Source organism: Isoptericola jiangsuensis (genome assembly GCF_002563715.1).
Taxonomy (GTDB): domain Bacteria; phylum Actinomycetota; class Actinomycetes; order Actinomycetales; family Cellulomonadaceae; genus Isoptericola; species Isoptericola jiangsuensis.
Genome location: NZ_PDJJ01000001.1, coordinates 397056 through 413931, shown reverse-complemented (window position 1 = coordinate 413931; position 16876 = coordinate 397056). Strand labels below are relative to the sequence as shown.

Below are 16876 nucleotides of genomic sequence, written 5' to 3'. Positions count from 1 at the left end.
ACGACCCTACGCTCGGACCGTGCTGACGAAGATGCCGGTCACGGACGCCCAGGTCACCGCGCTGCTGACCCCGCTGGGCACCCCCGTCACGATCACGCCGCTCAGCGGCGGGCTGTTCGCGACCGTGCTGCGCGCCGACCTCGACGACGGCCGCCGCGTCGTCGTCAAGGTGCTCGGCGCGGACACCTCCCGCCTGCTGTCGTACGAGCACGGCGTGCTCGGCACCGAGGCGCTCGCCGACCGGCTCGCGCACGCCGCCGGGCTGCCCGTCCCCGCGCTGCTGCTCCACGACACAAGCCGCACCCACGTCGACGGCGACGCGATCGTCACGACGTTCCTCGACGGCGCCCTGTGGAGCGGCCTCGACCTCGACGACGCCGGGACCGCGACGGTGCGTCGCGCGCTGGGCGGCTTCATGGCCGATCTGCACGCCCTGCGCGGGCAGCGGTTCGGGTACCCCGCACCCGAGTCCGGGCTGAGCGCGGACACGTGGCCCCGGGCGCTGAGCGCGATGGTCGACGCCGTGCTCGCCGACGCCGTCCGCTGGGGCGTCGACCTGCCCGCCGACCGCCTGCGGGCCGCGCTGCGCCGCCACCACGACGTGCTGGCCGCCGTCGACGTCCCGCGGCTGGTGCACGCCGACCTGTGGCCGGGCAACCTGCTGCTCGGCGACGACCTCGGCGTCGTGGGCGTCCTCGACGCCGAGCGTGCCCTGTGGGCGGACCCGCTGTTCGAGCTCGCCGGGTGCGACCAGCTCGGGGCGGGGGCCGTCGACCCCGACGTGCTCGCCGGGTACCGGGCCGGCGGCGGCCGGGCGGACCTCGGCGACGGCACGCCCGGCGACGGCGACCCGGACGCCTGGACGCGGCTTCGCCTGTGCCGCGCCTACGTCGCGTGCCTGCTCGCCGTGGAGGTGGTGCCCCGCGCGTACGAGGGCGACTGGGTCGAGGGGTACGTGCGCACGGCCCGCACGAACCTCGACCGGCTGCTGGACGAGCTGGGGGTCTGAGCCGCCGACCGGACGGTCAGCCTCGCAGCGGGAGCGTGAGCACGGGGTCGCCCGCGGCGCTGACCCGCACCGGCACGCCCCAGTCCTGCTGCGCGAGGTGGCAGGCGGGGAACACGTCCGGGTCGGGCTCGCCGTCCGGGCCCAGCGGCACGACGTCGCACGACGCCGCCTTCGCGGTCACGTGCAGGACGCCCTCGACGACGTCGGGGTTGATCCGCAGCCCCCGGGCGAGGTCCGTGCCCGTGCCGGCACCGTCGAGCAGCAGCTCGGGCGGGGTCGCGCTGACGGTGAGCTCGGTGGACGGCCCCCACCGGTCGTCGAGCTTCTGCCCCGGTGCGGGCACGAACGGCACCTCCAGGCGCAGCGCGCCCGCCGCGACCTCCGTCGCGGGACGCGCGACGCGGTGCGCGCCCGCGTCCAGCACCTCCCCGGCGACGTCCGCGGGCAGGGGCACCCGGGTGAGCCGGTGCGCCGCGGACTCCACGACCAGCAGGTGCACGCCGTCGTGGGTGACCTGCACGACGACGTCGCTCGGCTCCGCCAGGCCGGTCGCGAGGGTCGTCACCCGGCCGCCGATCCGCGTGCCGGCGGCGTCGTCGCCCACGTCGCCCTCCCCGCTGCCCGCAGCGTCCTCCGCAGCGCCGGGCGTGCCGCCCGTGCCGGGGACGAACCGCCGCAGCGCCCCGTTGTAGGTGTCCGCCACGACGACGGACGCGTCCGGCAGGACGGCGACGCCCAGCGGGTGCTGGAGCAGCGCCTGCCCGGCCTCGCCGTCGCGGTGCCCGAAGTCGTACAGCCCCTGCCCGACGGCGGTGCGCACCACGACCTCGGCGCCCTCGGCGGGTTCCACCCGGCGCAGCGCGGAGGTCTCGGCGTCCGCCAGCCACAGCGACCCGTCCGCCGCCGGTGCCAGGCCGGACGGCTGCGCGAACCACGCCGCCGCCCCGGGCCCGTCCTCCAGGCCCTCGTTCATCGTCCCGGCGAGCAGGTGGACGCTGCCCAGCCCGTCGAGCGCGACGGGGTCGAACGCCCACAGGGTGTGGTGCCCCGCCATCGCCACGACGAACGCGCCGAGGTCCGCCGACCAGGCGACGTCCCACGGCGAGGACAGCCGCACCACGCGCGCCGGGTAGTCGCCCGCGACGGAGAACGGGTCCGCCGGGCCCTCCCGGTCGGGCACCGCCCGCGCGCCCGGGAAGGCGGCGTCGTCGTCGAAGTGGCCCGACCGGGTCACGTTCTCCTGCCCACCGACCATGAACTGGTCGCCCGTGCCCGCGACCGTCGCGACGACGCCGTCGGCGAGGCGGACCCCGCGCAGGGCGTGGTTGACGGTGTCGGCGACGAGGACGTCGTAGCCGAGCGTCTCGCGCAGCTCGTCCGGGACGAGGCACAGCCCGTTGGGCTCGCTGAACCGCGCCTCGTGGGTGCCGTCCGGGCCGACGCCGCCGTCGACGAGGCCGCGCTCCCCGGAGCCGATGCGCCGCACCAGGGTCTCGCCGTCGGGCGCGAGCTCGGCGAGCGAGTGGTGCCCGGCGTCCGCGACGAGCAGGTTGCCGCCCGGCAGCGTGACCGCCTTCGCGGGGAACCTCAGGGTGGTGGGCTGCGGGACGGGCGGCACGTATGGTCCGTCGCCGCGGTGCAGCGTCCCCTTGGCCTCGTGCTCGGCGATCAGCTCGGTGACGATCGCCTCGATCGCGGACGCGTGCCCCTCCCCCGCCATCTGCGCGACGACGTACCCCTCCGGGTCGATGACGACGAGCGTCGGCCACGCGCGCGCCGTGTACGCGCCCCACGTGACGAGCTCCGGGTCGTCGAGCACCGGGTGGTGCACCTCGTACCGGTCCACCGCGGCGGCCAGCGCGTCCGGGTCGGCCTCGTGCGCGAACTTCGGCGAGTGCACGCCGACGACGACGAGCACGTCCCGGTGCTTCGCCTCCAGGTCGCGCAGCTCGTCCAGGACGTGCAGGCAGTTGATGCAGCAGAAGGTCCAGAAGTCGAGGACCGTGACCTTCCCGCGCAGGTCGGCGAGGGTGACGTCACGGCCGCCGGTGTTCAGCCAGCCCCGACCGATCAGCTCGGAGGCGCGGACACGAGGGAGACGGGGCGAGGAGGTCACCGGAACATTCTGCGGCATCGCGGGACGGGGCCGTCGGTGCCCTCGACCCGGCCGTTCACCCGACGACGTCGGCGACCGCGTCGTGCTCGGGTGCGCTCATCAGCCACTCGGTGGCGAACAGCACGCGGTCGGTGAGCGCGAGGATCGCATCGCGGATCTCCACGTGCGGGGTGGAGAACGCGAGCCGGGCGACGGCCTGCCCGCCCGGGGTGGCGGCCCAGTAGTCCACGAGGAGCAGGGGCAGGTCCCCGCCGCCGGTCTCGGCGTCCCCGCGCCCGAGGCGGACGTGCCGCAGGAACGGCCCGGACAGCGTCTCGGTGCGGGTCAGGGCGTCGTCGGGGCCGAGACGCGGGCGGAGCCGGTCGTCGATGCGGTCCAAGTGGGTGCGCCCGGCCGTCTGCGGTCCGAGGTCGTGCCAGAACAGGGTGAGGTGGACCGCGAGGGCCGCCCGCTCGCCGGGCAGGGTCAGGAACGCCATGACCTGCCCTCCGGCGCCCGCGGCCTGCTCGGCGACGGCCGTGAGGCGTTCGCGCAGGTCGCGGCGCAGCCTGGCGCCTCGGTCGCCGAGGGCGGCGCCCTGCCGGGTCACGAGCGCGCGGATCTGCTGGGTGCGCGCCACCGGGTCGGTGAGCTCGACGAGGGTCCAGTGGTCGGGCAGGTTCAGCTCGATGCCGATGCCGCGCGACCCGCCGGGCTCCTCGACGCTCGCCATCGCGTGCAGGCCCTCGATGCTGATCCCGGCGCCGGAGTCGTCGCGGAACCCGGTCGGGTCGTCCGTGGTCCTGCCGCCGGCGGTCCCGTCGGCCGTGCCGCCGTCGGGCGCCTCACCGTCGAGCGCGGCGAGCACCTCGGTGACAAGGTACTGCACGGCGTCCGGGCCGCCCGCGTCGACGACGACACGCTCCAGGACCGCGCCGTGGCGGCGCAGGAACGGCGCCAGCGAGTCCCGACGCCGCAGGCTGTACGCGCGACCCGGGTCGTCCCCGAGGTGCGCCTCCAACGCCTGGGGCGAGGTGAACAGGCGCAGTTCGTACGGCCGGGCCGACCCCGGCGCGGCGTCGAACACCCGCACCTGCGGCGTGCCGTCCTCGCGTTCCAGGTGCGGGACGACGACGGTCCCGCCGTCACCCAGACGCTGAAGAACGGTCCTGCTCTCCGGTCCGCTGTTCATTCCTGCTTGTCCTCTCGCTCTTCCTACGGGGGGCACGTCAGCGGGAGCCGATGATCCGGTCACGGACGACGGCGTCCCAGGGCACGCCGAAGGAGACGACGCTGGAGTCGTCAGCCGTCCCGTAGAGCACAGGCCCGTCCTTGAACCATCGGACCGCCGGCCCCGGCGACACGTGCATCATCAGGACGTCGTCATAGCCGATGACGTCGAGGTGCGGTAGCTCCGCACGTCGGTCGTCACCCGTCCAGCACGCGGAGACCGAGGCGTCCGAGGTGGATCCTCCCCACGGCGTGGCGATCCGGCGCGTGTCCGGAGCGTTGACCAGGACCAGCTCGATCAACCGACCGTCCTCGCCATCGAACTTCAGCTCCAGAAGCTGGCGCCCCTCGCGCGCGCCGACGTAGACCGGCAGCGCCTGCAGATCTGTGTATCGAGGCCAGGTCAGTGTGACCGGCGCGTCGTCGTCGAACTCGACGGTGACGACGTCGCCCGGCCGCGGGTCCGTGAGCTCGATCATGCGGCTGTGCCTCCGCGTTGTCGCCTGCGTGCTCGAGTCCCCACGCGAGGACCTGTGGGTCCGGCGTGGCTCTGACGCCATCCACGGAGGATGGAAGGTTCCAAGACTGTCGTCGTCAGGCAGACCCGCTGAAACGAGCCAGACCTGGCACCGGGTCGTCGCGACGCCATTCGTCGCCGAGATCTCCTGCGGACCGGGCGCTGTCGTTCTTCATGATCAGCAGGTCCGGAACAGCGGCGACGGCGCCCGGACTGGCAACGAATGCGTCCCAGTCGAAGTCGGCGGTGACGCCGCGACGATCGACGACGAGTGCCACGACCTCGGCCGCAGTCCGGGCGACACGTTCTCCCGCCGCCAGTGCGACTGCGTCGATCTCAGCGGTGTCCAACCCGTCCAGGTAGCAGGTCACGCTGTACAGATGGTCGCTCAGGCGTCGAGCAGTGACGATCATGTCGTCCGACCCGGAGAACCACGTCTGAAAGGTGCGGTTCAGCTCCTCGTCTGCGAGGGCCCGGGAGAACGCATCGCGATCGACAAGGTGCAGGTCGCCCTCGAGGTCGATGAAGGCGATCTGTTCTTCGGTGCCGGGGGCAGTCAGCCTGGCGCCCATTCCCGTCAGCCAGTCGGGGAGCCACTGGTGCGGGGCGGAATCGCTGTAGAGAGTGAGGAAGCCGTCAGACATCTGCTAGTCCTTGGGGAAGGTGAACACGTTTTCTACACCGAGCTTGCGGCCCGCTTGGTCGATCGCACTCGTGGGAGTTCCGTCTTCGAGACAGTACAAAGCACGCACGCCGTCACGGTCGGCTGCAGCCTTGCTCACCTTGAGGGCGTGACCGAACTTGGCGGGGTCCTTTGCCTTGGCCGGACCGCCGACGAAGATGTACTCACCGTTGGGTCCGATGACATCGAGGCCCGTTGATCCCACGCCGTCGACGGTGATCTTGATGTCCTGCCCGTCGGGCCCCTTGGCCACCTTGCCACCCACGATCTTGGCGACGCGTTCTTCGCGTGCAAGTCCCCGAGCGTTGGCTGCTGCACCGTGTCCGCCGGCGTTGTGGACCAGGACCGCGGTGGTGCCGGCGAAGACGTAGTAGGTGTGGTGGGTGGCGACGTGGATGTTGTGGACGGCCACCGGTTGGTCGGTGTGCTCGACGTCGATGCGGTCGAGGGTGACGGTGTCGCCGTCGGGAGTGGTGAGGATGTCGCCGGGTTGCAGGTCGCGGGCCAGGATCCAGCCCATGTTGGCCACGGCGAAGGGGTGTTCGTCGGTGGTGACGAGGTCGTGGCCGTCGATGGTGAGGCGGTAGAGCGTGGTGGTGGTGCGGGCGAACGTCTCGGTGACCAGATGCAGCTGGTCGAGTCCGGTGGTGGGGTCGTGGGCCCACACCTTGTCCCCTGCGCGCAGGGTCTCGATAGGGCGGTCACCGTCGGCGGTGCGCACCAGGGTGCCGGCGGTGAAGCAGGTCCCGAACCCGACCTTGCACCAGGCCTTCTTCGCACCCTGGGAGACGCCCTGCTTGAGGGCGACCTTGGACAGGCCCATGGCGGCCTTCGCGGCCCCGCCCAGCCCGATCACCGACAGTGCCGCGCCGGCGATCGCGATGCCGGCCTCGGCCCAGGAGCGTTCCCCGGTCGCGGCCAGGGTGAGGTTCGCCAGCATGGACACGATCGCGGCGACGGCGGCCACGACGAGCAGCACCCCGGCCAGCGCCGTGCCGACCACGGGGATGAAAGCGACCACGATCGCGAGCACCCCGGCGATGGTGGAGACCAGGTCGGCGATGTCAGCGATCGCGGCCACGACCTTGGCACCCCAGTCGTCCCACCAGCCGTCGTTCAGGTCATCCGATCCGGTGATGTCCTCGATCCGGTCGATCGCGGTGTTCGCGGACCGGTCCCGGTCCGACACGGCGTCGGAGATGGTGGCGCGCGCGGTGGCGACGTGCCCGTCCGCGGTGTCCGCGTCATGGCCGGCGGTACGGGCGTGGCGGGTGTACTCGGCCCGCTCGACCGGGTCGGTGGCGGCGTCGGCGAGGTCCTGCCAGTGGCCGGCCTGCCGGTGCGAGGCCGTGGCGCTCTCGGCGGCCTGACGGGCCTGCTCGAGGGCGGTCAGGGTGTCGGCCTGGACGCGTTCGAGGTCGCGGGCGTAGTCGACCAGCGCGTCCCCGGCGGCCCGGTAGCGGGCGTGGGCGCGGCGAGGTCGGCGTCGACGTCGGTGAACGCCTGGGCGACCTGGGTCGCCGAGTCCGCCAGCAGTCGCAGGTTCGTCGTCATCTTCGCGCGCGTGTCGTCCCACGAGGACGCGACGTCCCGCACCACCCCGGCCAGTCGGTCGTGCCCGACCGAATCCGCGATCCGGTCCGAGCGCGCGCCCGCGTCCTCGAACTCGCCCGCCACGACGCCCAACGAGTCCCCGAGCGCGCGCACCGCGTCGAGGTCCATCCGCAGATCAGCCACCCGCACCACCTCCGACCAGGGACGTTACCGATCCGCGACCCGCGGCACCATGGGGAGCGCGACCCGTCCCACGAGATGGACGGCGAGGGGTTCACACCTCCCGGCGGTTCGCTCACACGTCTGCCACGGCGTCCCCGGCGCGGTCGCGGATGCCGACGAGGCTGATGAGGCCGCCGAGGACGAACAGGCCCGCGACGACGACGAGGGTGCGGTGGAACGAGTCGACGTCGAGGACGCCGCCGACGATGACGCCGGCCATGGCGACGGTGACGAGTCCGGCGACGCGGGAGACGGCGTTGTTGACGGCCGAGGCGATGCCGGCGTCCTGGGGTGGTGCGGCGCCGAGGATGGCGGAGGTGAGGGGCGCCACCGTGATCGCGAGGCCGAGGCCGAACAGGAGCATGCCGGGCAGCACCTGGGTGAGGTAGGTGGCGGTGGTGCCGGTGGTCAGCAGCAGGAGGTACCCGGCGGCGGCGACGAGGGGCCCGGCGGTCATGAACCGGCGGGGTCCGAGCCGGCCCGCGAGGGCGCCGAACCGGGTCGACAGGGCCAGCATGGCGAGGGTGACGGGGAGCTGGGCGACACCGGCGGCGGTGGCGCTGTAGCCGGCGACCTGCTGGAGGTACAGCGTGACGATGAAGCCGCCGAGCGCGAGCGCGCCGTAGACGGCGGCGGTGGCGACGTTGCCCCACGCGAAGTTGCGGGCGGCGAACAGGTGCAGCGGCAGCATCGGATCGCGGGCGCGCCGCTCCCAGAGGACGAACCCGACGAGCAGCACCACGCCGAGCCCGAGCACCGCCCAGTACCGCTCGATGAGGCCGAGGACGGCGGCGGCGAGGCCGAGGGCGGCGAGCACCGCGCCGGGCACGTCGAGACGCCGCCCCGCGCGCGCGACGGACTCGGGCACGCCGCGCAGCAGCACGAGGGTGACCGCGACGACGGGCAGGTTGATCCAGAACACCCACCGCCACGACAGGAGGTCGACGAGGCCACCGCCGACGAACGGGCCGACGATCATCGCGGTGCCCGTCCAGGCGGTCCACCGGCCGATGGCGCGACCCTGCGCCTCGCCGTCGAACGTCGAGATGATGAGGGCCAGCGAGCTGGGGACCAGCAGCGCCCCGGCGACGCCCTGGAGCAGCCGCGCCACGACCAGCACCGCACCAGTGGGGGCGACGGCGCACAGCACGGACGCGGCCGCGAACCCGGCGAGGCCGATCGCGAGGACGCGGCGGCGGCCGTGCAGGTCCGACAGCGACCCTGCGAGCAGGATGAGCGCCCCGAGGGTGACGAGGTAGCCGTCCACGACCCACTGCTGCAGCGCGAGCCCGGCCTCGCCCGGCCCCCCGAGCTCGTCCGCGATGGCGGGCAGCGCGACGTTGACGACCGTCCCGTCGAGGAACGACACGAACGACGCGAGGATCGCGACCAGCAGCACCCGGTTCCGGGTGCGCTCCACGGCCGAGGGCGTGCTCACGCGTCCACGGTAGGCCGCGGCGGCGCCGTCCGCTGTGGCGCCGGTCCGGCCGCGCTAGCGTCGCCCCCATGACCCTGGAGATCCGCCGCAGCGTCATCGACGACGTCCCCGCGGCCCGCCGCCTCGGCGCCGAGGCGTTCGGCGTCCCGACCACCCCGCCGCCGGACCCCGACCCGGCGGACTGGCCCCGGCCGAACACCCGCCCCTGGACGGCCACCGACGACGGCGAGGTGGTCGCCACGCTCGCCGTGCGGTCCTTCACGTCGTGGTTCCACGGCGCGCGCGTGCCGACCGCGGGCTTCGCGGGCGTCACCGTGGCCGCCGAGCACCGCGGCTCCGGCCTGCTCCGGCCCCTGATGGAGGCCGCGCTCGCCGAGGCGCGCGACCTCGGCGAGCAGGTCTCGACGCTCTATCCGTCGTCGGCGGGCATCTACCGCGGCCTCGGCTACGAGGTCGTGGGCGCGTTCGAGGACGTGACGATCCCGATGGCGGCGCTCGCGGCGGTCGCCCCGGCGGCGGGCGTGCGGACCCGCCGGGCGACGGCGGCGGACGTCCCGGCGATCCGTCGGGTGTACGAGACGTGGGCGTCGGCGCAGAACGGCCCGCTCACGCGCCGGGAGCGGCCGTTCACGATGGAGCCGGACGAGATGGTGGGCGCGGACGCGGACCTCACGGGGGTGAGCCTGGCCGTGCGCGGCTCCGGGGCCGGGGAGGTGCTGGGGTTCGCGAGCTGGTCGCGCGGCCGGGGCTACGACCGCACCACCACGATGGAGGTGGAGGACCTGGTGGCGCTCACGCCGGACGCGGCGCGGGCGCTGTGGCGGACGCTCGGCTCGTTCGCCTCGGTGGTCGGCCAGGTGCAGGTGTGCACGTCGGGCGGCTGGTCCGGGGTGGACGTGGCGCGGCTGGTCCTGCCCGACCATGCCGCGACCTCGGTGCCGCGCCCGTACATGCTGCGGCTGCTGGACGTGCCGGGCGCCCTGGCCGGGTCGCGGGTGCCGCCGGTGGCGGCGCGGGTGCCGTTCGCCGTCACGGACCCGCGGACCCCGGACCTGGAGGGGGCGTGGACGCTGGAGGCCGCCGACGGCCGGGTACGGGTGCTCCCCGACGCGGACGCGGTCCCGGGCGACCGGCCGACGTTCACGTCCGGCGGCCTGGCCCTGACCTGGTCGGGCGCGCAGTCGGCGGCGAACGTGCGGCTCGCGGGCGGCCTGACGGGTCCGGACGGGCACGACGCGACGTGGGACGCGCTGTGGGGCGGCCGTCAGGTGCACGTGCGCGACTACTTCTGACGGATGCGGGGGACCGCGCCGACGGCGAGGCGGCGCCCGCCGGGTCAGTCGTCCGCGGCGGTGACGGCGGTGAGCGCCCCGGCGAGGGCGGCGACGGCGTCGGGGACGAGCCGGTAGTAGGCCCAGCGGCCGCGCTGCTCGCGGTGCAGGAGACCGGCCTCGACGAGGATCTTGAGGTGGTGGCTCACCGTGGGCTGGGACAGCCCGACGGGGGCGGTGAGGTCGCAGACGCACGCCTCGGCGTCGGGGCTGGCGGCGACGGTGGCGAGGAGCTGGACGCGGGCGGGGTCGGCGAGCGCCTTGAAGGTGCGGGCGAGGTCCTGCGCGGTGTCGGGGGTGACGGCGGGTGCGCGCTCGGGCGTGCAGCACCCGGCGTCCGCGGTGGGCGCGAGGGGCAGCGGCACGGTGGTCGTCATGCCTCCATCCTGACATACATTGACAACCGTCGATGAATGGTCCACGATCCACACATCGACAAACTTCGATGCGAGGAGTGGTGATGGGCGCAGTGGCTCGGGACGACCTCCCGGTGGTGGTGATCGGTGCCGGACCCGTGGGGCTCGCCGCGGCGGCGCACCTGCTGGAACGCGGGCTCGACCCGCTCGTGCTGGAGGCGGGCGACGGCCCCGGCGCGGCCGTCGCGTCGTGGGGTCACGTCCGCCTGTTCTCCCCCTGGCGGTACGACGTCGACGCCGCCGCGCGCCGCCTGCTCGAACCCACGGGCTGGACGATGCCCGACCCGGAGGCCCTGCCGACCGGCGCGGAGCTCGTGGACGACTACCTCGCCCCGCTGGCGGCCACGCCGCCGATCGCCTCCCGGCTGCGCACGGGGACGCGGGTCCTGGCCGTCGCCCGCGACGGCGCCGACCGCACCCGCTCCCTCGGCCGGTCCCGGCGCCCCTACCGGGTGCGCACCGTCGACGCGGCAGGACGCGTGACGGACGTCCTCGCCCGCGCCGTGCTCGACGCGTCCGGCACCTACGGCACGCCGAACCCGCTGGGCACGAGCGGCCTGCCCGCCTCCGGCGAAGCCGAGGCGGCGGCGTGGACGACCGGACCCCTGCCCGACGTCCTCGGCGCCGACCGCGCCCGGTTCGCCGGCCGCCGCACGGTGGTCGTCGGCATGGGCCACTCCGCGGCGAACACCCTGCTCAGCCTGGTCGAGCTCGCCCGGGAGGCCCCCGGCACGACGATCACCTGGGCGATCCGCGGCGGCTCCCCGCGTCGGCTCTACGGCGGCGGCGCCGACGACGAGCTCCCCGCCCGGGGCCTGCTCGGCACCCGCCTGCGTGACGCCGTCGACGCCGGGCTCGTCCGCCTGGCCACCCGCGTGTCGATCGACCGCCTCGTGCCCGGACCGGACGGCGTCGTGGTCGTCGGCACCGCCAAGTACGCGCCGTTCGAGGTCGAGGTCGACGCGATCGTCGACGCCACCGGATTCCGGCCCGACCTCGACATGCTCCGCGAGGTCCGGCTCGACCTCGACCCCGTGGTGGAGGCGCCGCGGGCGCTGGCCCCGCTCATCGACCCGAACCAGCACTCGTGCGGCACGGTGCCGCCCCACGGGGAGCAGGTCCTCGCCCACCCCGACGACGGCTTCTACCTCGTCGGCATGAAGTCGTACGGCCGCGCCCCGACGTTCCTGCTGGCCACCGGCTACGAGCAGGTGCGGTCCGTCGCGGCCGCGCTGGCGGGCGACCGGACGGCGGCCGACGCCGTCGAGCTGGACCTGCCCGCGACGGGCGTGTGCTCCAGCGACCTCGCGCCGGAGGCCGACGGCGAGTCGTCCGCCGGGTCCTGCTGCGGCACGGCGCCGGCCGAGCCGCAGCTCGTCACGCTCGGCGTCGGCGCGCCGTCCGGCGTCGGGTTCGCCTCCGGCGTCCCGCACGGCCGCTCGGGCGACGGCGAGGACGCCTGAGGCGAGCGGCCGGCACGGCCCGGGCACGACGACGCCGCCGCACCGTGACGGTGCGGCGGCGTCGTGGCGCGCGACCTGTCGTGCTCAGCGGGTCGGCAGCGCGACCGGCTCGACGTCGAGGGAGGCGAGCAGGTCGCGGACGCGACGCTCGATCTCGTCCCGGATGGGGCGGACGGCGTCGATCCCCTGCCCGGCCGGGTCGTCGAGCTGCCAGTCCTCGTACCGCTTGCCGGGAAAGATCGGGCAGGCATCGCCGCAGCCCATCGTGATGACGACGTCCGACGCCTGCACGGCCTCGGTGGTGAGCACCTTGGGCTGCTCGGCGTGGATGTCGATGCCCCGCTCGGCCATGGCCTCGACGGCGACGGGGTTGATCGTGTCCTTCGGCGCGGAGCCGGCCGAGCGGACCTCCACGGCGCCGCCGGACAGGGCGCGCAGGAACCCGGCGGCCATCTGGGAGCGGCCCGCGTTGTGGACGCAGACGAAGAGGGCGGACGGCGTCGTGGTCGTGTCGGTCATGAGTGGAGTCCTGTCGGTCGGGGTGGCGGGGTCAGGGGCGGGGCAGGTCGAGGTCGGGCAGCAGCTCGGCGAGCAGGGCCCGCACGCGGGCGTCGAGCTCGTCGCGGATCGCGGCCACCCCGGCGGGGGACGCCAGCGCGGGGTCGCCCACCAGCCAGTCCTCGTAGCGGGTGCCGGGCAGGACGGGGCAGACGTCGCCGCACCCCATCGTGACCACGACGTCGGCGGCCCGGACGGCGTCGTCGGTGAGCGGCTTGGGGAACGGCTCGGACGCGCCGAGCGCGGCGAGCTCGGGCCGCACGGCCGGGTGGACGTCCGCCGCCGGCGTGGACCCGGCGGAGCGCACGACGACGCGGTCGCCGGCGTAGCGGTGCACGAGCGCGGCCGCGAGCTGGGACCGCCCCGCGTTGGCGACGCACACGAACAGCACCTGCGGCCGCGGGTCGTGCGGGGCGCGGGCAAGGTCGGCCAGGCGCTGGCGGGCGAACCGGTCGGTGAGGGCCAGCAGGTGCGCGGTCACCGTCGCCGACCGGGCGAGCGCCGTGTACGACTCCCGCACGGTGCGCAGCACGACGTCGGCGCCCACCTCGGGGTGGGTGGCCGTCAGCTCGGCCGCCAGGTGCTCCAGGGCGGCGTCGGCGTCCTCGAGCCCCGCGAGGTGCGGGTGCTCGCCGCGGGCGTGGACCGCCGCGGGGGCGAACGACTCCAGCAGGGTGCTCGTCGCCGCCTTGTAGCCGGGGGCGATGCGGTACCAGACCCAGGTGCCGCGCCGATCGGAGGTCAGCACGCCGACGTCGCGCAGCACCTTGAGGTGGTGGCTCACCGTGGGCTGGGAGACGTCGGCCAGCTCGGCCAGGTCGCACACGCACGCCTCGCCGCCCGGCGCGGTGGCGAGGAAGGACAGCATCCGCAGCCGCAGCGGGTCGGCCAGCGCCTTGAGCGTGGCCGCGACGGTGCCGGCGGCGTCGGTGCCGATGGCGTGCGACTCGACCCGGGGACCGCAGCCCGGGTCGTGCCCGGTCGGCGGCAGGTCGCGGCGGTGCGTCCCGGCGGTCGTCACGACGGCACCTCGTCCAGCGCGCGGGGCTCGCCGTCGACGTCGGCGGCGTACGGGTCGACGCCGAACCAGCGCCGCGCGACGGCGAGCGACACGTAGACCAGGCCCACCAGGACCGGGACCTCGATGAGCGGCCCGACGACGCCCGCGAGCGCCTCGCCGGACGTGACGCCGAACGTGCCGATCGCGACGGCGATGGCGAGCTCGAAGTTGTTGCCCGCCGCGGTGAACGCGAGCGTGGTCGAGCGGGCGTACCCGAGGCGCAGCGCGCGGCCGAGGACCATCCCGGCGCCCCACATGACGGCGAAGTAGACGAGCAGCGGCAGCGCGATGCGGGCGACGTCGAGGGGGTGGGCGGTGACCTGCTCCCCCTGGAGCGCGAACAGCAGCACGATGGTGAACAGCAGCCCGTACAGGGCCCACGGCCCGATGCGCGGCACGAACCGCTCCTCGTACCAGTCGCGGCCCTGGACGCGCTCGCCGATCCAGCGGGAGGCGAACCCGGCGACGAGGGGGATCCCGAGGAAAACCAGCACGTTGAGCGCGATCTGGCCGACGGAGACGTCCAGACCCTGCGTGTCGAGGCCCAGCCAGCCGGGGAGCACGGTCAGGTAGAAGTACCCCAGCAGCGAGAACGCGACCACCTGGAAGACGGAGTTGATCGCGACGAGCACGGCCGCGGCCTCGCGGTCGCCGCACGCGAGGTCGTTCCAGATGACGACCATGGCGATGCAGCGGGCCAGCCCCACGATGATCAGCCCGGTGCGGTACGCGGGCAGGTCGGGCAGGAGGATCCACGCGAGGGCGAACATCAGCGCCGGGCCGACCACCCAGTTGAGCAGCAGCGAGCTGACGAGGAGGCGCTTGTCCCCGGTGACGGCCGCGACCCGGTCGTAGCGGACCTTCGCGAGCACGGGGTACATCATGACGAGCAGCCCGAGGGCGATCGGCGCCGAGATGCCGCCGACCTCGAGGGCGGCCAGCGCGTCGGACAGCGCGGGGACGAACCGGCCGAGCAGCAGCCCGCCGACCATCGCGAGCCCGATCCACAGCGGCAGCCAGCGGTCGAGGGTGGAGAGGCGGGGTGTCGCGGGGGCGTTCACGCGACGGGGCCCGGGACGGCGTGCATCGACATGGCTCAATATTGACGCACGTCGATACAGGGAGTCCAGCGGCGTGGGATGAACATCAGGTGACGAGCGGGGGTGCTCCGCTCAGAGGGCGGAGACGGCCCCGATGACGTGCACCCGCACGGGCACGCCGTGGATGTCCGGCGGGACGTCCTTGCGGGCGCGGACGTTCAGGACGTTCACCTGCAGCACCCAGTCGCGGTCGTCGCCGCGGCGGGCGAGCCCGACGCCCTGGACGCCGTCGACGTCGCGGAGCGACTCGCGCAGCTCCGCCTTGGCGGACCGCGCCTCGTTCATGGTGACCATCGAGCACCTCCTGGTGTCCCTCCATTGTGCCCCCGACCGACCCCGTCGGCCCAGGGGCGGCGTCAGGTCGCGGGGGCGTCGAGCGCCTGGCGCACGCCGACGCGCAGGGCGTGCAGGGCGCGCGCGGCGGCGGCCGCGTCGGCGGGCGGCACGGCGGCCAGGACGGGACCGACGACGCCCTGCACCCGGGCCTGCACCCCGGCGACGAGGTCGTGCCCGGCAGGGGTGACCTCGTCGCCGTCGAGCAACGCGGCGGCCCGGAGGTCGTGGACGAGGCGCGGGGCGTCGTCGAGGCGGGCGCGAGCCGTGACGGCCTCGGCGAGCCCGGTGCCCGCCGGCGCCCCGGCGTGCTGGAGCGCGAGGCGCAGCGCGACCCAGTGCCCCGGGGTGAGCCCGGTGGGGGCGAGCTCGCGCCGGAGCAGGGCGTCGAGGGTCTTCTCGGTCTCGCCGACGAGCTGCGGGCCGAACGGTGGCAGGTCCATGGCACACTCCAATTCGTTGGTGGCACCAACGATACGCCTTCGTTGGCCAGACCAACAGTCCTATCCTGTCGCCATGACCCGCGACAGGATCTCGACCCTGCCCACCTGGCTCCTGTCCCGCGCCAACCTGCGCGCCCAGCGCCTCCTGCACGGCGCCCTCGCCGACACCGGCCGCCGCGGCCACCACTACCGGATCCTCGCCGCCCTCGAGGACGCCCCCCTCAGCCAGGCCGAGCTCGGCCGCCGCGTCGCCCTCGACCGCAGCGACGTCGTCGGCGGCCTCGTCGACCTCGAGACCGACGGGCTCGTGCACCGCAGCCCCGACCCCGCCGACCGACGCCGCAACGTCGTCCGCCTCACCCCCGCCGGACGTACCGAGCTCGACCGGCTCCACGCCGTCGTGACCGCCGTCCAGGACGAGGTCCTCGCACCCCTGGACCCCGCCGAACGCCGACGCCTCGCCTCGCTCCTCGCCCGACTCGGCGACAGGATGGACCGATGAGCACCACAGCGATCCCGTCCCTGCCCCTCAACAACGGCACGTCCATCCCGCAGCTCGGGTTCGGCACGTTCAAGATCCCGCCGCAGGACACGCGCGACCTGGTCCTCACCGCCCTCGAGGCCGGATACCGGCACATCGACACCGCGCAGATGTACCGCAACGAGGCCGGCGTCGGCGAGGCCGTCGCCGCCGCCGGGCTCGACCGCGACGAGCTCTACATCACGACCAAGCTCAACAACGCGTTCCACGCCCACGACGACGCCCTCGCCGCGTTCGACCGGTCCCTCGACACCCTCGGCCTCGACCACGTCGACCTGTTCCTCATCCACTGGCCCCTGCCCGCCGTCGGGAAGTTCGTCGAGGCATGGGGAGCCCTGGAGCAGATCTACGCCTCCGGCCGAGCACGCGCCATCGGCGTCTCCAACTTCCAGCCGCACCACCTGCGCCACCTCATGGACGAGACCACCGTCGTGCCCGCCGTCAACCAGATCGAGGTGCACCCCTGGCTCGGCAACGAGGAGGTCCGCGCGTTCGACACCGAGCACGGCATCGTCACCGAGGCGTGGTCCCCGCTCGGCCGCGGCCAGGTCCTCGACGACCCCACGATCACCCGCATCGCCACCGCGCACGGCAAGACCCCCGCCCAGGTCATCCTGCGCTGGCACCTCCAGCGCGGCGACGTCGTGTTCCCCAAGTCCGTCACGCCGTCCCGCATCGCCGAGAACATCGACCTGTTCGACGTCGAGCTGTCGACCGCCGACATGGCCGACATCACCGCCCTCGACCGGGGCGAGCGCATCGGCTCGCACCCCGACGAGATGAACAACACCGGCCGCTGAGGGTGACGGTCCGGTTCGTCGGGTGTGGCAGGTCCTGCGGGCGGCCGCGTTCACGGTCGCTGCGCGACCTGCCACTTCGGGAGA

General features: G+C 74.4%; 18 protein-coding genes. 5 read left to right on the top strand and 13 right to left on the bottom strand.

Going from position 1 to position 16876, the window contains the following annotated elements; all coding sequences use genetic code 11:
• Positions 1 to 19: 19 nt before the first annotated feature.
• Complete coding sequence (locus ATJ88_RS01895; protein WP_170023483.1) at positions 20 to 1009, top strand: phosphotransferase family protein; 990 nt, start codon at positions 20 to 22, stop codon at positions 1007 to 1009.
• Positions 1010 to 1025: 16 nt separating this feature from the next.
• Here the strand turns inward: ATJ88_RS01895 and ATJ88_RS01890 are convergent, their stop codons facing one another.
• The 7 genes from ATJ88_RS01890 to ATJ88_RS01860 all read right to left on the bottom strand — a co-directional run bounded on the left by ATJ88_RS01890 (position 1026) and on the right by ATJ88_RS01860 (position 8747).
• On the bottom strand, positions 1026 to 3143 hold the full coding sequence (locus tag ATJ88_RS01890) for an NHL domain-containing thioredoxin family protein (RefSeq protein WP_098462360.1): 2118 nt from the start codon (positions 3141 to 3143) through the stop codon (positions 1026 to 1028).
• Positions 3144 to 3180: 37 nt separating this feature from the next.
• Entirely contained in the window at positions 3181 to 4296 is a 1116-nt protein-coding gene (locus ATJ88_RS01885) for a hypothetical protein (RefSeq protein WP_098462359.1), read from the bottom strand.
• Between the two features lie 37 nt (positions 4297 to 4333).
• Entirely contained in the window at positions 4334 to 4813 is a 480-nt protein-coding gene (locus tag ATJ88_RS01880; RefSeq protein WP_098462358.1) for a hypothetical protein, read from the bottom strand.
• A 115-nt stretch (positions 4814 to 4928) separates the two neighbouring features.
• Positions 4929 to 5495, bottom strand: a complete 567-nt coding sequence (locus ATJ88_RS01875; RefSeq protein WP_098462357.1) for a hypothetical protein — start codon at positions 5493 to 5495, stop codon at positions 4929 to 4931.
• Positions 5496 to 5498: 3 nt separating this feature from the next.
• Positions 5499 to 6722, bottom strand: a complete 1224-nt coding sequence (locus tag ATJ88_RS01870; protein WP_098462356.1) for a polymorphic toxin-type HINT domain-containing protein — start codon at positions 6720 to 6722, stop codon at positions 5499 to 5501.
• A gap of 200 nt (positions 6723 to 6922) precedes the next feature.
• Positions 6923 to 7270 carry a hypothetical protein gene (locus ATJ88_RS01865; protein WP_141538588.1) on the bottom strand — a complete coding sequence of 116 codons (348 nt, stop codon included), beginning with the start codon at positions 7268 to 7270 and terminating at the stop codon, positions 6923 to 6925.
• A gap of 112 nt (positions 7271 to 7382) precedes the next feature.
• Positions 7383 to 8747 (bottom strand): MFS transporter, encoded by a 1365-nt coding sequence (locus ATJ88_RS01860; protein WP_245852060.1) that lies wholly within the window; start codon positions 8745 to 8747, stop codon positions 7383 to 7385.
• A gap of 68 nt (positions 8748 to 8815) precedes the next feature.
• On the opposite strand from ATJ88_RS01860, the gene ATJ88_RS01855 reads away from it, so the two are divergent.
• Positions 8816 to 10039 (top strand): GNAT family N-acetyltransferase, encoded by a 1224-nt coding sequence (locus tag ATJ88_RS01855; RefSeq protein ID WP_098462354.1) that lies wholly within the window; start codon positions 8816 to 8818, stop codon positions 10037 to 10039.
• Between the two features lie 44 nt (positions 10040 to 10083).
• On the opposite strand, the gene ATJ88_RS01850 is transcribed toward ATJ88_RS01855, so the two are convergent.
• Positions 10084 to 10455: an ArsR/SmtB family transcription factor gene (locus tag ATJ88_RS01850; protein WP_098462353.1), complete on the bottom strand. Its 372-nt coding sequence runs from the start codon at positions 10453 to 10455 to the stop codon at positions 10084 to 10086.
• Between the two features lie 83 nt (positions 10456 to 10538).
• Here ATJ88_RS01850 and ATJ88_RS01845 point away from each other — a divergent pair, with 83 nt between their 5' ends.
• Positions 10539 to 11957 (top strand): FAD-dependent oxidoreductase, encoded by a 1419-nt coding sequence (locus tag ATJ88_RS01845; protein WP_098462352.1) that lies wholly within the window; start codon positions 10539 to 10541, stop codon positions 11955 to 11957.
• 84 nt (positions 11958 to 12041) lie between these two features.
• Here the strand turns inward: ATJ88_RS01845 and ATJ88_RS01840 are convergent, their stop codons facing one another.
• From ATJ88_RS01840 to ATJ88_RS01820, 5 genes are all read right to left on the bottom strand, one after another.
• Positions 12042 to 12476, bottom strand: coding sequence for an arsenate reductase ArsC (locus tag ATJ88_RS01840; RefSeq protein ID WP_098462351.1), 435 nt, complete (start codon positions 12474 to 12476; stop codon positions 12042 to 12044).
• 31 nt (positions 12477 to 12507) lie between these two features.
• On the bottom strand, positions 12508 to 13536 hold the full coding sequence (locus ATJ88_RS01835) for a metalloregulator ArsR/SmtB family transcription factor (RefSeq protein WP_425432643.1): 1029 nt from the start codon (positions 13534 to 13536) through the stop codon (positions 12508 to 12510).
• Positions 13533 to 14636, bottom strand: a complete 1104-nt coding sequence (gene arsB, locus ATJ88_RS01830) for an ACR3 family arsenite efflux transporter (RefSeq protein ID WP_281255220.1) — start codon at positions 14634 to 14636, stop codon at positions 13533 to 13535. The genes ATJ88_RS01835 and arsB overlap by 4 nt, the downstream gene beginning before the upstream one ends.
• A 111-nt stretch (positions 14637 to 14747) precedes the next feature.
• Complete coding sequence (locus ATJ88_RS01825) at positions 14748 to 14969, bottom strand: hypothetical protein (RefSeq protein ID WP_098462349.1); 222 nt, start codon at positions 14967 to 14969, stop codon at positions 14748 to 14750.
• A gap of 62 nt (positions 14970 to 15031) precedes the next feature.
• Complete coding sequence (locus ATJ88_RS01820) at positions 15032 to 15451, bottom strand: hypothetical protein (protein WP_098462348.1); 420 nt, start codon at positions 15449 to 15451, stop codon at positions 15032 to 15034.
• A 73-nt stretch (positions 15452 to 15524) separates the two neighbouring features.
• Here ATJ88_RS01820 and ATJ88_RS01815 point away from each other — a divergent pair, with 73 nt between their 5' ends.
• Together ATJ88_RS01815 and ATJ88_RS01810 are read left to right on the top strand one after the other, a co-directional pair.
• Positions 15525 to 15953, top strand: a complete 429-nt coding sequence (locus ATJ88_RS01815) for a MarR family winged helix-turn-helix transcriptional regulator (RefSeq protein ID WP_098462347.1) — start codon at positions 15525 to 15527, stop codon at positions 15951 to 15953.
• The gene (locus tag ATJ88_RS01810) at positions 15950 to 16792 is read left to right on the top strand and encodes an aldo/keto reductase (RefSeq protein WP_098462346.1); all 843 of its coding nucleotides are present in this window, start codon (positions 15950 to 15952) and stop codon (positions 16790 to 16792) included. The genes ATJ88_RS01815 and ATJ88_RS01810 overlap by 4 nt, the downstream gene beginning before the upstream one ends.
• The last annotated feature ends 84 nt before the right edge of the window (positions 16793 to 16876 follow it).

Coding starts and splice junctions, on each gene's coding strand:
- ATJ88_RS01820 (WP_098462348.1), bottom strand. CDS start 15,451: ATGGACCTGCCACCGTTCGGCCCGCAGCTCGTCGGCGAGACCGAGAAG.
- ATJ88_RS01845 (WP_098462352.1), top strand. CDS start 10,539: ATGGGCGCAGTGGCTCGGGACGACCTCCCGGTGGTGGTGATCGGTGCC.
- ATJ88_RS01890 (WP_098462360.1), bottom strand. CDS start 3,143: ATGCCGCAGAATGTTCCGGTGACCTCCTCGCCCCGTCTCCCTCGTGTC.
- ATJ88_RS01855 (WP_098462354.1), top strand. CDS start 8,816: ATGACCCTGGAGATCCGCCGCAGCGTCATCGACGACGTCCCCGCGGCC.
- ATJ88_RS01815 (WP_098462347.1), top strand. CDS start 15,525: ATGACCCGCGACAGGATCTCGACCCTGCCCACCTGGCTCCTGTCCCGC.
- ATJ88_RS01850 (WP_098462353.1), bottom strand. CDS start 10,455: ATGACGACCACCGTGCCGCTGCCCCTCGCGCCCACCGCGGACGCCGGG.
- ATJ88_RS01880 (WP_098462358.1), bottom strand. CDS start 4,813: ATGATCGAGCTCACGGACCCGCGGCCGGGCGACGTCGTCACCGTCGAG.
- ATJ88_RS01810 (WP_098462346.1), top strand. CDS start 15,950: ATGAGCACCACAGCGATCCCGTCCCTGCCCCTCAACAACGGCACGTCC.
- ATJ88_RS01875 (WP_098462357.1), bottom strand. CDS start 5,495: ATGTCTGACGGCTTCCTCACTCTCTACAGCGATTCCGCCCCGCACCAG.
- ATJ88_RS01840 (WP_098462351.1), bottom strand. CDS start 12,476: ATGACCGACACGACCACGACGCCGTCCGCCCTCTTCGTCTGCGTCCAC.
- ATJ88_RS01885 (WP_098462359.1), bottom strand. CDS start 4,296: ATGAACAGCGGACCGGAGAGCAGGACCGTTCTTCAGCGTCTGGGTGAC.
- ATJ88_RS01825 (WP_098462349.1), bottom strand. CDS start 14,969: ATGGTCACCATGAACGAGGCGCGGTCCGCCAAGGCGGAGCTGCGCGAG.